This window comes from Pseudomonas sp. S49 (assembly GCF_009866785.1).
Lineage (GTDB): Bacteria > Pseudomonadota > Gammaproteobacteria > Pseudomonadales > Pseudomonadaceae > Aquipseudomonas.
In genome coordinates, this window is sequence record NZ_CP019432.1 from 2211421 (window position 1) to 2226654 (window position 15234).

At 62.6% G+C, this 15234-nt stretch carries 2 protein-coding genes (1 of these 2 only partly in view); both read left to right on the top strand.

The window, feature by feature from the left end; genetic code table 11:
• Window positions 1–156 precede the first annotated feature (156 nt).
• Window positions 157–12477 carry a non-ribosomal peptide synthase/polyketide synthase gene (locus PspS49_RS09755; protein WP_160038989.1) on the top strand — a complete coding sequence of 4107 codons (12321 nt, stop codon included), beginning with the start codon at window positions 157–159 and terminating at the stop codon, window positions 12475–12477.
• Window positions 12477–15234, top strand: the 5' end (the start) of a protein-coding gene (locus tag PspS49_RS09760) for a non-ribosomal peptide synthase/polyketide synthase (protein ID WP_160038991.1). 10769 nt of this gene lie beyond the right edge of the window; the window shows 2758 of its 13527 coding nt (coding positions 1–2758); it begins with the start codon at window positions 12477–12479; the stop codon falls past the right edge of the window. Before PspS49_RS09755 ends, PspS49_RS09760 begins: the two co-directional genes overlap by 1 nt.

The following is a 15234-nucleotide window of genomic DNA, read 5'->3' on the forward strand; positions in this document are numbered from 1 at the left end:
AGGCTCGCTCCCACCTTTGATTTGTGGTGCCCGAGAAATCCCCGCTCTGCCTCCCGCCTGACAGTTCTTCTCATTCGCTAATTTTTCCGGTCTGCATTCGTTTTATAGGGACGACGTGCCTTTGTGCTTCCTGCCTACTGATCCGGATGCTGAGAAATGAATGCTGAAGACTCCCTGAAACTTGCTCGCCGGTTTATCGGGCTGCCCCTGGAAAAGCGCCAGATGTTCCTCGCTGCCCTGCAGAGGGAAGGGGTGGATTTTTCCCGGTTTCCGATTCCGACCGGCGTCGAGGCCGAGGATCGGCAGGCGCTGTCTTACGCACAGCAACGCATGTGGTTTCTCTGGCAGCTGGATCCCCAAGGTGGCGCCTATAACCTGCCGGGCGCGGTGCGGCTCAATGGCCGCTTGAACCTGGCGGCACTGGAGCAAGCCTTCGCCAGCCTGGTCGAGCGTCACGAAACCCTGCGTACGGTGTTCCAGCGCGAGGCCGATGACAGTCTGCTGCAAGTGCCAGCCACCGCGCCGCTGGTGATCCGCCATGAAGACTTCAGCACACTGCCGGCCAGCGAGCGTGAACAGGCCGTGATGCAGGCCGCCGAGCAACAGTCGGTGTTGCCATTCGACTTGGCCGTGGGTCCGCTGCTGCGGGTGACGTTGCTCAAGCTCGCCGATCAGGAGCATGTGCTGCTGCTGACCTTGCACCACATCGTTTCCGATGGCTGGTCGATGAACGTGCTGATCGACGAATTCATCCGTTGCTACGACGCGTTCGATGCCGGTCAGCAGCCGCAACTGGCCGCGCTGCCGATCCAGTACAGCGACTACGCCTTGTGGCAGCGCCGTTGGCTGGAGGCGGGCGAACAGGCGCGCCAACTCGATTACTGGCAGGCGCAACTGGGCGACGAACACCCGGTGCTGGAGCTGCCGCTGGATCATTCGCGTCCGGCGATGCCGAGCTATCGCGGCACTCGCTATGAGTTCGCTGTCGATGAACAACTGGCCGGGCAACTGCGCAACACCGCGCAGCAGCATCAAGTCACGTTGTTCATGCTCTTGCTCGGTGCCTTCAACGCGCTGCTGCATCGCTACACCGGCCAGACCGACATCCGTGTCGGCGTGCCGATTGCCAACCGCAACCGTGGCGAAATCGAAGGGCTGATCGGCTTCTTCGTCAACACTCAAGTGCTGCGTACCCAACTGGACGGGCAGACCCGGATCGACGATCTGCTGCGCGCCGTCAAGGACACCGCGCTCGGCGCTCAGGCGCATCAGGATCTGCCGTTCGAGCAACTGGTCGAAGCGCTGAAGCTGGAACGCAGCCTCAGTCACACGCCGCTGTTTCAGGTGATGTACAACCACCAGCCGCAAGTAGCGGACATCGCCAGCATCAGCACTGCTTCCGGTCTACTGCTGAACAGCCTCGACTGGCAGAGCCGTACCACCCAGTTCGACCTGACCCTCGATACCTACGAGAAGGGCGGCAAGCTGCATGCGGCGCTGACGTACGCCAGCGACTTGTTCGAGCCGGCGACCATCGAGCGCATGGCGCGCCACTGGTTGCGTCTGCTCACGGCCATGGTTGCCGATCCGTCGCAACGCGTCGGCGAATTGTCGCTGCTGGAGGCCGAGGAACAGCACACGCTGGTGCACGACTGGAACAGCGTCCAAGCGGTTTACCCGACCGAAACACCGATCCATCAACTGATCGAAGCGCAGGTGGCGCGCACGCCGAATGCGCCGGCGCTGCTGTTCGGCGAGCAGACCCTGAGCTACGCCGAACTGGATGCCCGGGCCAACCGCCTCGCGCATTTGCTGGGTGAACAAGGCGTGCGGGCCGACAGTCTGGTCGGCGTTTGTGCTCTGCGTTCGGTGGAAATGGTTGTCGCGCTGCTGGCGATTCTCAAGGCTGGCGGCGCTTATGTGCCACTCGATCCGGAATACCCGCAGAAACGTCTGGCGTACATGATCGAGGACAGCGGCATCAACTTGCTGCTGACCCAGGATGCTTTGCTGGCATCGCTGCCGACTGACGGCGTGCAGGTCATTACGCTGGATCAGCCGGGCCTGCTCGACCGCTACAGCGATAGCCGCCCGAACGTCAGCGTCGATCCGCTGAACCTGGCCTATGTGATTTACACCTCGGGTTCCACCGGCAAACCGAAAGGCGCCGGCAACAGCCACGCGGCGCTGGTCAACCGCTTGTGCTGGATGCAGGAAGCGTACGCGATCGACGCCAGCGATTCGGTGTTGCAGAAAACCCCGTTCAGCTTTGACGTTTCGGTCTGGGAATTCTTCTGGCCGCTGCTGACCGGCGCGCGTCTGGTGGTTGCCGCGCCAGGTGCGCACCGCGATCCGCTGCAACTGATCGACATCATCAACTGCCACGGCATCAGTACGTTGCACTTTGTGCCGTCGATGTTGCAGGCGTTCATTCATGAGGCGGGTGTCGAAAGCTGCGTCGGCCTCAAGCGCATCGTCTGCAGCGGTGAAGCGCTGCCACTGGACGCGCAACTGCAAGTCTTCGCCAAACTGCCGAATGCCGGCCTCTACAACCTCTACGGCCCGACCGAAGCGGCGATCGACGTGACCCACTGGGCGTGTGTTGACGAAGGCGCCGACAGCGTGCCGATCGGCCGGCCGATCGCCAACCTGCGCACCCATGTGCTTGATGCCGAGCTGCTGCCGGTACCGAGTGGCGTGGCCGGCGAACTGTACCTGGGCGGCGCCGGGCTGGCGCGCAGTTATCACCAGCGTCCGGCGCTGACCGCCGAGCGTTTTGTGCCGTGCCCGTTCCATGACGGCGCGCGCCTGTACCGCACCGGTGACCGTGTTCGTCAGCGTGCCGACGGGGTGATCGAATACCTTGGTCGTCTCGACCATCAAGTGAAACTGCGCGGTCTGCGCATCGAGCTGGGTGAAATCGAAACCCGCCTGATGCAGCATCCGCTGGTGCGCGAAGCGGTGGTGCTGGTGCAGGGCGGCAAGCATCTGGTCGCGTATCTGGTGCTGGAACAGGCTCAGCCGGACGAACAGTGGCAGCAGGACGTCAAGGCGTGGCTGCTCGGCAGCCTGCCGGAATTCATGGTGCCGACCTACCTGATGACGCTGGAAAAACTGCCGGTAACGGCCAACGGCAAACTCGATCGCAAAGCCTTGCCGCAACCGGACGCCGCGCCACAACAAGCGTTCGTCGCGCCGCAGGATGTGCTGCAAAAAGCCCTGGCGGCGATCTGGGAGGACGTGCTCGGCCTTGAGCGCGTAGGCCTCGAAGACAACTTCTTCGAACTGGGCGGCGACTCGATCATTTCGATTCAAGTCGTCAGCCGTGCGCGGCAGGCCGGGATTCGTCTCAGCCCGCGCGACCTGTTCCAGTATCAAACGGTGCGCAGCCTTGCGCTGGTCGCCACGCTGGATAATCAGACCTTGGTGGATCAGGGGCCGGTGACCGGCGACGCCGTGCTCGGGCCGATTCAACAGCATTTCTTCAGCCGCGCGATGCCGCTGCGTGAGCACTGGAACCAGTCGCTGCTGCTGACCCCGCGCGACACCTTGAACGCGCAGTGGCTCGATGCTGCACTAACCGAGGTGATCAATCATCACGACGCGTTGCGCCTGCGCTTTGTCGAAAGCGCCGACGGCTGGCAGCAGAGCCATGGCCCGTTGGTTGGCAGCGCTGACTTGTGGCAGCGCGATGCCGAGTCCGCAGAACAACTGCAGACGCTGTGCAACGAAGCCCAGCGCAGCCTCGATTTGCAGAACGGTCCGCTGTTGCGTGCATTGCTGGTGACGCTGGCCGATGGCACTCAGCGCCTGAACCTGATCATTCACCACTTGGCGGTGGACGGCGTTTCCTGGCGCGTGCTGCTGGAAGATTTGCAACAGGCTTACGAGCAGCGCTCGGCGGGCGGCGGCATTCAGTTGCCGGCCAAAACCAATGCCTTCCAGAGCTGGACCGCGCGTCTGGAAAGCGCCACTGCACGCTTCGATGAACAACTGGATTACTGGAAAACCCAGCATCAAGGTGCGCAGGATCTGCCGTGCGAACGTCCCGATGGCAGCCAGCAAAACCTGCACGGCGAGAAAATCGAATGGCGCCTCGACGCCGAGCGTACCCGTCAGTTGCTGCAACAGGCGCCGGCGGCGTATCGCACGCAAGTCAATGACCTGCTGTTGACCGCACTGGCGCGCACCATCAGTCGCTGGAGCCAGCAGCCCGGCACGTTGATCGAACTCGAAGGCCATGGCCGCGAAGACCTCTTCGATGACATCGACCTGACCCGCACCGTGGGCTGGTTCACCAGTTTGTTCGCGGTCAAGCTGACGGCCGCCGACGATCTCGACGGGTCGATCAAGTCGATCAAGGAGCAACTGCGCGCCGTGCCGGACAAAGGTCTGGGCTACGGCGTGCTGCGTTATCTGGCTGCGCCATCGGTGCGCGCCGAACTGGCAACGTTGGCGCCGCCACGGATTACCTTCAACTACCTCGGCCAGTTCGATCGTCAGTTCGACGACGCGGCGCTGTTCGTGCCGTCCGCTGAAACCAGCGGCGTTGCGCAGGATCCGGCAGCGCCGTTGGCCAACTGGCTGACGCTGGAAGGCCAGGTCTATGGCGGTGAGCTGTCGATGAACTGGGGGTTCAGCCGCGAGATGTTCGACAGCGCGACCGTGCAGTATCTGGTCGATCAATACGCGCTGGAACTGCATGCGCTGATTGAACATTGCTGCACGTTGCCAACCGCACAAGCAACGCCATCGGACTTCCCGCTGGCGCGCGTGACCCAGGCACAACTGGATGGGTTGCCGGTGCCGGCAGGTCAACTCGATGATGTTTATCCGCTGTCGCCGATGCAACAGGGCCTGCTGTTCCATACCCTTTATGAACAAGCGGCGGGTGAGTACATCAACCAGTTGCGCGTCGACGTGCAAGGTCTCGACCCCGAGCGTTTCCGCGCTGCGTGGCAGGCCACCGTCGATGCGCAGGACATTCTGCGCAGCGGTTTCGTCTGGCAGGGTGAGCTGACGCAGCCGGTGCAGATCGTCCACAAGCAGGTGCAACTGCCATTCAGCACGCTGGACTGGCGCGACCACGAGGATCAGCCGGCAGCGCTCGCTGCGCTGGCAGATGCCGAGCGCCAGCAAGGTTTTGATCTGAGCTGTGCGCCACTGCTGCGACTGCTGCTGGTGCAGACCGGCGCCGAGCAATGGCACCTGATTTACACCCATCACCACATCCTTATGGACGGCTGGAGCAACTCGCAGTTGCTCGGCGAAGTCTTGCAGCGCTACAGCGGCCGCACGCCGCTGAATGGCGGCGGGCGTTATCGCGACTACATCGCCTGGCTGCAACGTCAGGACGGACAACTGAGTGAAGATTTCTGGAACGGCCAACTGGCCGCCCTGCAAGAGCCGACCCGACTGGCGCGCGCGGCCACCGCTGGCGAGATTGCCAGCGGCCACGGCGATCACTACCTGACGCTGGACGTGCAACGCACCCAGGCGCTGGAAACCTTCGCCCGCCAGCAAAAAGTCACCGTCAACACCTTGGTGCAAGCGGCGTGGCTGCTGTTGCTGCAACGCTATACCGGTCACGAAGCCGTGGCGTTCGGTGCGACCGTGGCCGGGCGTCCGGCGGATCTGCCGGGCATCGAGCAGCAGGTCGGTCTGTTCATCAACACCTTGCCGGTGATCGGCGCACCGCGTCCGGATCAAAGTGTTGGCAGCTGGCTGCAAGCGGTACAGGCGCAAAACCTCAGCCTGCGCGACTTCGAGCACACGCCACTGGCGGACATCCAGCGTTGGGCCGGACAGGGCGGTGAAGCACTGTTCGACAATATTCTGGTGTTCGAAAACTACCCGATTGCCCAGGCGCTGAGTCAGGCCGGGCAAGGGCTGACATTCGGTGATGTCGGTAATCTCGAACAAACCCATTACGCGCTGAGCGTGGCGGTCACCCTCGGTCAGCAGTTGGCGTTGCACTACAGCTTTGATCGCGGCCAGTTCGCCAGCGATGTCATCGCCGGCATCAGTGCGCACCTGCTGCAATTGCTTGAGCAGTTCGCCCTGTCGGCCGAGCGCAACCTCGGTGAAATCGCTTTGGCGGACGCTCAAGAGCAGGTGCGCCAGCAAGCCGAAAACCACCCGCAGCCGTACCCGGTGGACATCGGCGTGCATCAGCGCATTGCCGCGCTGGCTGCGCAAAATCCGCAGCGCACGGCGGTGATCTTCAACGGTCAGCGTTTCAGCTACGGCGAGATCGACCAGCGTGCCAACCAACTGGCGCACGCACTGATCGCCCGTGGCGTCGGCGCGGAAACCCGCGTCGGTGTAGCCCTGCTGCGCAGTGAGTCGGTGATCGTCGCGCTGCTGGCCGTGCTCAAGGCAGGCGGCGCCTATGTGCCGCTGGATACCAGCTATCCGCGCGAACGCCTGGCCTATCTGATCGAAGATTCCGGGCTGGCGTTGTTGATCAGCGACTCGTCGGTGTCGACGCAATTACCGGTCGATGAATCGGTGCCGCTGCTGGAACTGGATCGTCTCGATTTGCGCGAGTTGCCGATCAAGGCGCCGCACGTGCAGCTCGATCCGCACAACCTCGCCTACGTGATTTATACCTCCGGTTCCACCGGCAATCCGAAAGGCGTCAGCGTCGCCCACGGCCCGTTGGCCATGCATTGCCAGGCCATCGGTCAACGCTATGAAATGCGCGACAGTGATTGTGAATTCCATTTCATGTCGTTCGCCTTCGACGGTGCCCACGAACGCTGGCTGACCAGCCTGACCCACGGTGCGTCGCTGCTGATTCGCGACGACAGCTTGTGGACGCCGGAGCAGACCTACAACGCGATGATCGAACACGGCGTGACCGTGGTCGCATTCCCGCCGGTGTACCTGCAACAACTAGCCGAACACGCCGAGCGCGTCGGTAACCCGCCGAAAGTGCGGATCTATTGCTTCGGCGGTGATGCGGTGCCGAACGCCAGTTTCGAGCGGGTCAAACGCGCGCTCGATCCGGACTACATCATCAACGGTTACGGCCCGACCGAAACCGTGGTCACCCCACTGATCTGGAAGGCCGGGCGCGAGGTGCCATGCGGTGCTGCGTATGCGCCAATCGGCAGCCGTATCGGTGACCGCAGCGCCTACGTGCTCGACGCTGATCTGAACCTGCTGCCGCAAGGCATGGCCGGTGAGCTGTACCTTGGTGGCACGGGGTTGGCGCGGGGTTATCTGAACCGTCCGGGGCTGACTGCCGAGCGTTTTGTGGCTGACCCGTTCAGCACCAACGGCGGTTTGCTTTATCGCACTGGCGACCTGGTCCGTCAGCGTGCCGATGGCACGTTCGATTATCTGGATCGCATCGACAATCAGGTGAAAATCCGCGGTTTCCGCATCGAGCTGGGCGAAGTCGAAGCGGCGCTGCAAGCCCTCGACGGCGTACGCGAAGCGGTGGTCGTGGCGCAGGAAGGCAGCGCCGGCAGTGGCAAGCGTCTGGTGGCGTATGTGGTGGGCGATTCCAGCCGTGCCGACTTCACTGACGATCTGCGTGCACAACTCAAGGCGACGTTGCCAGCGCACATGGTGCCGGCGTATGTGCTGCGTCTGGAGCGCATGCCGCTGACGCCGAACGGCAAACTCGATCGCAAGAACCTGCCGAAACCGGACGTCAGCCAACTGCAGCAAACTTACGTTGCACCGCAAACCGCGCTTGAACAGCAACTGGCGACGATCTGGCAGGACGTGCTCAAGCTTGAGCAAGTGGGCGTCAGCGACAACTTCTTCGAGCTGGGCGGCGACTCGATCATTTCGATTCAGGTGGTCAGCCGTGCGCGGCAGGCCGGGATTCGCTTCACGCCCAAAGACCTGTTCCAGCACCAGACCATCGCCGCACTGGCGTTGGTGGCACAGACCGGAGAAGCGCTGCAATTGATCGATCAGCAACCGGTCACCGGCAGCACGGCGTTGCTGCCGATCCATCAGGAATTTTTCGCGCAGGCGATTCCCGATCGTCATCACTGGAACCAGTCAGTGATGCTCAAGCCAACGCAGGCGCTGGACCCGCAGCTGCTGGAACACGCGCTGGATGCGCTAGTGTTGCATCACGACAGCTTGCGCCTGGACTTTGTCGAGCAGGCTGACGGCTGGGGCGCGCAATACCGCGACGTTGCCACGCAAGCCGGCGAGACCATCCTCTGGCAAGTCGATGTGGCTGATCTCGCGGCGCTGGAGGCCCTGGGTGAAAAGGCCCAGCGCAGCTTGCAATTGAGCGGCGGCTCGCTGATTCGCGCGGTGTTGGCGAACCTGGCTGACGGTACGCAACGCCTGTTGCTGATCGTCCATCACCTGGTGGTTGATGGCGTGTCGTGGCGGATTCTGTTCGAGGATCTGCAAAACGCTTATCGGCAGATCCTTGCCGGTAACCCCGTGCAATTGCCGGCCAAGACCAGTGCAGTCAAAGCCTGGGCGGCAGCGTTGCAGGACTATGCGGCAACCCCAGCGCTGCAAACCGAACTGGGCTTTTGGCAGCAGCAGTTGCAGGGCGCTTCGGCTGCCTTGCCTTATGACCATCCGCACGGCGGGCAGCAACACGATCAGGCGCTGACGATCCGCAGCAAACTGGACAAAGCCCTGACCCGTCAACTCTTGCAGGATGCGCCGCAGGCCTATCGCACGCAGGTCAACGATCTGCTGCTGACGGCGCTGGCGCGAGTGATGGTGCGCTGGACCGGTGACGACAGTGCGTTGGTCTTGCTCGAGGGTCACGGTCGCGAAGACCTCTTCGACAGCATCGACCTGACCCGCACTGTGGGCTGGTTCACCAGCGTGTTTCCGGCGCGTCTGTCGCCGGTGGCCGAACTGGGGGCTTCGCTGAAACAGGTCAAGGAGCAACTGCGGGCGATTCCGCACAAAGGCATCGGCTTCGGTGCGCTGGCGCATCTGGGCGATGAACAGGCGCGTGAAACCCTGCAGGCCTTGCCGGCACCGTGCCTGACTTTCAACTATCTGGGCCAGTTCGACGGCAGCTTCGATGCGGCCGACCAAGCCTTGTTTGTGCCGACCAGCGAAGCCGGCGGTGCCGAAGTCAATATGCAAGGTCCGCTGGGCAATCCGTTGGCGCTGAACGGCAAAGTCTTCGGCGGCGAGCTGGACCTGAGCTGGACCTACAGCGGCGCGATGTTCGACGCGGCGACGATCCAGCGTCTGGCCGATGATTATGTGCAGGAACTGACGGCGCTGATCGGCCACTGTTGCGACAGCGGCAACCGTGGCGTGACGCCGTCGGACTTCCCGCTGGCGCAACTGTCGCAAGCGCAACTGGATGCGCTGGTGCTGGAACCGCAAGGCATCGATGACATCTATCCGCTGTCGCCGATGCAGCAAGGCATGTTGTTCCACACCTTGCTCGAACACGGCAATGGCGACTACATCAACCAGATGCGCCTCGACGTCGATGGCGTCGACCCGCAGCGTTTCCGCGCGGCCTGGCAAGCAGTGGTGGATGCCCACGATATTCTGCGCAGCGGATTCTTCTGGCAGGGCGACTTGCCGCAACCGGTGCAAGTGGTGCAGCGGCAGGTGGACGTGCCGTTCAGCGTGCTCGACTGGAACGGCAAGGTTGATCTGGAGGCGGCGCTGCAAATCCTGGCTGACGAGGAGCGAGCGCTGGGCCTGGACCTGACCTGCGCGCCGCTGTTGCGCCTGGTGCTGGTGCGCACGGCGACTGATCGTCATCACCTGATCTACACCAACCACCACATCCTGATGGACGGCTGGAGCAGCGCGCAGTTGCTTGGCGAAGTGCTGCAGCACTATCGCGGCGAAGCGGTGCCGCGCCCGGCGGGTCGCTATCGCGATTACATCGGTTGGCTGCAACGTCAGGATGCAACCGCGGCTGAAGCCTACTGGCTGGCGACGCTGGTCAATCTGCACGAGCCGACGCGTCTGGCCAATGCCATTGCACGGCCAGTCGACGCTTTGCCGAATGTCGGTTATGGCGACCATTACCAAGTGCTGGACGCTGATCTGAGCGTACGTCTGGGTGAATTTGCCCGGGCCTCGAAAGTCACTGTTAACACGCTGGTGCAAGCCGCGTGGCTGTTGCTGTTGCAGCGCTACACCGGCAAGGACTGCGTGGCGTTCGGCGCGACCGTAGCCGGACGTCCGGCGGATCTGCCGGGGGCCGAAGAACAGATCGGTCTGTTCATCAACACCTTGCCAGTGGTGGCCGCGCCGCAAGCGCAGCAGAGTCTGGCCAGTTGGCTGCAAGCCGTGCAGGCGCAGAACCTCGCTTCACGCGAGTTCGAACACACGCCGCTGGCGGACATTCAGCGCTGGGCCGGGCAGGGCGGTGACGCACTGTTCGACAGCCTGATGGTGTTCGAAAACTACCCGATTGGCGAAGCGCTGGAGCGCGGTGCGCCGCAGGGTTTGCGTTTTGGTGCAGTGGTCAATCAAGAGCAGACCAACTATCCGTTGACCTTGCTGGTGAGCATGGGCGCGCAACTGTCGGTGCATTTCAGCTATCAGCGCGACAGCTTCGCCCCGGCCAGCGTGGCGCAGTTGGGCGCGAGTCTGCAGCGTTTGCTGACGCAGATGGCTGCAGCAGGTGAACGCTCGTTGAGCGAGTTGAACCTGATCGACAACGGCCCAAGTGTCGAGACCGACTTCGTCACCGAGCTGTGCATTCATCAAGGCATTGCCCGCCAAGTGGCAGCAACCCCGGATGCGCTGGCGGTGACCTTCGCCGATACGCGACTGACCTACGCCGAACTGGACGCGCAAGCCAACCGTCTGGCGCACAAGCTGATCGAGTTGGGTGTCGGCCCGGAAGTGCGCGTGGGCGTGGCGATGCCGCGTTCCGAGCAGTTGCTGATTGCCTTGCTGGCGGTGCTCAAGTCGGGTGGCGCGTATGTGCCGCTGGACCCGGATTATCCGGCCGATCGCGTTGCCTACATGCTCGAAGACAGCCGTGCGCGGGTGTTGCTCACCGAGCAAGCGGTCGCTGCGACGCTGAGCGTGCCGGGCGATACGCAAGTACTGCTGATGGATCAGGTTTCGCTGAGCGGTTACTCAGATGTCGCGCCGCAAACGGCGGTGCAGCCGGACAACCTCGCCTACGTCATCTACACCTCCGGTTCCACCGGCAAACCGAAAGGCGTGGCGATTGCTCACCGCAACGTCATGGCGCTGATCGACTGGTCGGCCAAGGTCTACAGCCGCGACGACATCCAGGGCGTGCTGGCCTCGACTTCGGTGTGCTTCGACCTGTCAGTGTGGGAGCTGTTTGTCACGTTGGCCAACGGCGGTTCGCTGATCATCGCGCGCAATGCTTTGGAGCTGGCAAACCTGCCGGCTTGCGATCAGGTGCGTCTGATCAACACCGTGCCATCGGCGATCGCTGCGCTGCAACGCGCCGGGCAGATTCCGCCGAGCGTGCGCATCATCAACCTGGCGGGTGAGCCGCTCAAACAAGGGCTTGTCAACGCGCTGTATCAGCAGTCGACAGTCGAGCATGTCTACGACCTGTACGGTCCGTCGGAAGACACCACCTATTCGACCTGGACCCGCCGCATCGCCGGTGGTCAACCGCGCATCGGTCGTGCTCTTGATCACAGCGTCAGCCATTTGCTCGACGCCGATCTGCAAGCGGTGCCGCAAGGGATTTCGGCGGAGCTGTACTTGTCCGGCGCCGGCATCACCCGCGGTTATCTGGGGCGTGCGGCGATGACCGCCGAGCGCTTCGTGCCGAATCCGTTCGTCGGCAATGGCGAGCGCATGTACCGCACCGGCGACCTGATTCGTGAACGCGAAGAGTGCGCGCTGGAGTACATGGGCCGAATCGACCATCAGGTGAAAATTCGTGGATTCCGCATCGAACTGGGCGAGATCGAGGCGCGATTGCTCGCTCAACCGGCGGTCACCGAAGCGGCGGTGCTGGCCGTTGAAGGAGAGGGCGGTGCGCAACTGGTGGCCTACGTGGTCGCCCCGCAACTGGATCTGTACGACGGCGAAGCGCAACGGCAACTGCGCGACGGACTAAAGACTGACCTCAAGTCTTCGTTACCTGACTACATGATTCCCGCGCACCTGCTGTTCCTTGAGCAGTTGCCACTGACCCCTAACGGCAAACTCGACCGCAAGGCCTTGCCGGCGGTGGATGCCAGCCAGATGCAGGCCGCGTACGTCGCGCCGCAGAGTGAGCTTGAGCAGCAGGTCGCGGTGATCTGGCAGCAGGTGCTCGAGGTTGAACGCATTGGTCTGAACGATCACTTCTTCGAACTGGGCGGGCACTCGCTGCTGGCGGTCAACGTGGTGTCGCGCATGGCCCTTGAGCTGGGCCTGACGCTGACCCCGCAACTGTTATTCCAGCACCCCGTCCTGAGCGAATTTGTCGCTCGACTCGATACAGGAGGCGGGGCAATCAACGAACAGAAACTGAGCAAGCTGGAAGCCCTGCTTGACGATATGGAGGAAGTCTGATGGACAAGAGTGTTGCTTTGAGGGTAGCCAAGCGCTTTATCACTCTGCCGCTGGACAAACGTAAGCTGTACCTGGAAAAGATGCTCGAAGAGGGCGTCTCTCCGGCCAACCTGCCGATCCCGGAAACACGTTCCGGGTTTGCAGCGATTCCTCTGTCGTACGCTCAGGAACGCCAACTGTTCCTCTGGCAAATGGACCCGCACAGCACCGCGTATCACATTCCCAGCGCCTTGCGCCTCAAGGGGCAACTGGATGTGGCGGCGCTGGAGCGCAGCTTCAATGCCGTGGCCGCGCGTCATGAAAGTTTGCGCACCACGTTTGCCGAGCACGGCGAAACCTTCTGCCAGGTGATTCACCCGCAATTGCCGCTGCGGATCACCCTGGCACCGTTGCCGGCAGGCCTCGACGCCGCTGGCGAAGAGGCGGCGATCAAGGCGTTTGTCGAAGGCGAAACCGCGCGCCCGTTCAATCTGCAACAGGGGCCGCTGCTGCGCGTGGCATTGCTCAAGGTCGCTGATGACGATCATGTGCTGGTGTTGATCCAGCACCACATCATCTCCGATGGCTGGTCGATCAAAGTGCTGGTCAACGAGTTGATCCAGCATTACGCCGCCGACACCGCCGGGCAGCCACTGGCATTGCCGGAACTGGAGGTGCAATACGCCGACTACGCGATCTGGCAGCGTCACTGGCTGGAAGCGGGCGAGCGCGAGCGGCAACTGGCTTACTGGATCAAGACGCTGGCCGGCGAGCAGCCGGTGCTGGAATTGCCGATCGATTTTCCGCGTCCGGCGGTGCAAAGCCTGCGCGGTGCACGTCTGCAACTGGACCTGCCAGCCGCCCTCGGCGATGCGCTCAAACAACTGGCTCAGCGCGAAGGTGCGAGCCTGTTCATGGTGTTGCTGGCGTCGTTTCAGGCGTTGCTGCATCGCTACAGCGGTCAGGCGCAGATTCGCGTCGGCGTGCCGACCGCCAACCGCAACCGGGTCGAAACTGAAGGCCTGATCGGCTTCTTCGTCAACACCCAAGTACTCAATGCCGAAGTGCATGGTCAACTGCCGTTCAACCAATTGCTGGCGCAGGTCAAGCAAGCGGCGATGGCCGCGCAGGCGCATCAGGATCTGCCGTTCGAGCAGTTGATCGAAGCGCTGCAACCGGAGCGCAGCCTGAGCCACAGCCCGGTGTTCCAGGTGATGTTCAACCACCAGACCAGCCGTGATCAGGGCCGTAGCGCGGTGCAACTGCCGCAGCTGAGCGTCGAAGATGTGCAGTGGGAAGGGCGCACCGCGCAATTCGACCTGACGCTCAATACCTATGAATCGAATGACGGTTTCGCCGCCGAGCTGACCTACGCTACCGATCTGTTCAAGCCGGAAACGGTCGAGCGTCTGGCGCGTCATTGGCAAAACCTGTTGCAAGGTATTGTGGCCGCACCGACTCAACGGGTTGGCGAGTTGCCCTTGCTGGAAAGTGCCGAGCACGGCGTGTTGTTGCAGGACTGGTTCCGCGTGGCTGACCGCTGCGCGCAGGCCGAGTGCGTGCAGCAGGACTTTGCCTTGCAGGCGCAACGAAACCCGCAGGCCACGGCGCTGATCATCGGCGACGATGTACTGACGTATGGCGAACTGGATGCCCGGGCCAATCAACTGGCGCATCACCTGATCGAGGCCGGCGTCGGCCCGGATCAGCTGGTCGGCATCGCGGTGGAGCGCAGCGTTGAGATGATCGTCGGCCTGTTGGCGATCCTCAAGGCCGGCGGCGCTTATGTGCCGCTGGACCCGGCCTATCCAGAAGATCGTCTGGCCTACATGATCGAGGACAGCGGTCTGCAATTGCTGCTGACCCAAATGCATTTGCAAGCGCAGTTGCCGATCCCGGCGGGTGTGCAAACCCTGTTGCTTGATCAGTCAGGTGACTGGCTAGCGACTTATCCACAGACGGCGCCGGACGTTGCCGTCAATGGCGAGCATCTGGCGTACACGATCTACACCTCCGGCTCCACCGGCAAACCGAAAGGCGTGATGGTGCGCCACGCGGCACTGAGCAATTTTGTCGCGAGCATGATCAAGCAGCCGGGGATTGCCGCTGCAGATCGCATGCTGTCGCTGACCACGTTCTCGTTCGATATTTTTGGCCTGGAAATCTATGGCCCATTGCTCGCCGGCGCGTGTGTGGTGCTGACCGGCAAGGATGTGCATCAGGATCCGCAAGCGGTGCTCGAACTGATCGAGCGTCATGCCGTCAGCGTCCTGCAAGCCACGCCATCGACCTGGCGCATGCTGCTCGACAACGAACACGCAGCGATTCTCAAGGGCCGCACGTTCCTCTGTGGTGGTGAAGCGCTGCCGCAGGAGCTGGCCAATCGCATGCTGGCGCTGACGCCGAGCGTGTGGAACCTGTATGGCCCGACCGAAACCACGATCTGGTCGGCGCAACACGCACTGAGCGCGGACCACAGCCGTCCATTCCTCGGCACGCCGATAGACAACACCGCGCTGTACATTCTCGGCAGCGACCTTGAGCTCAATCCGCTCGGCGCACCCGGTGAATTGCTGATTGGCGGTGACGGTCTGGCCCGTGGTTACTTCCAGCGCCCGAGTCTGACCGCTGAACGGTTTGTGCCGGATCCGTTCTCGGCAAACGGTGCGCGTCTGTACCGCACCGGCGACCTGACCCGTTATCGCGCAGAAGGCGTGATCGAGTACATCGGGCGCATCGACCATCAAGTTAAAATCCGTGGTTTCCGAATCGAGCTGG

Coding starts and splice junctions, on each gene's coding strand:
- PspS49_RS09755 (WP_160038989.1), top strand. CDS start 157: ATGAATGCTGAAGACTCCCTGAAACTTGCTCGCCGGTTTATCGGGCTG.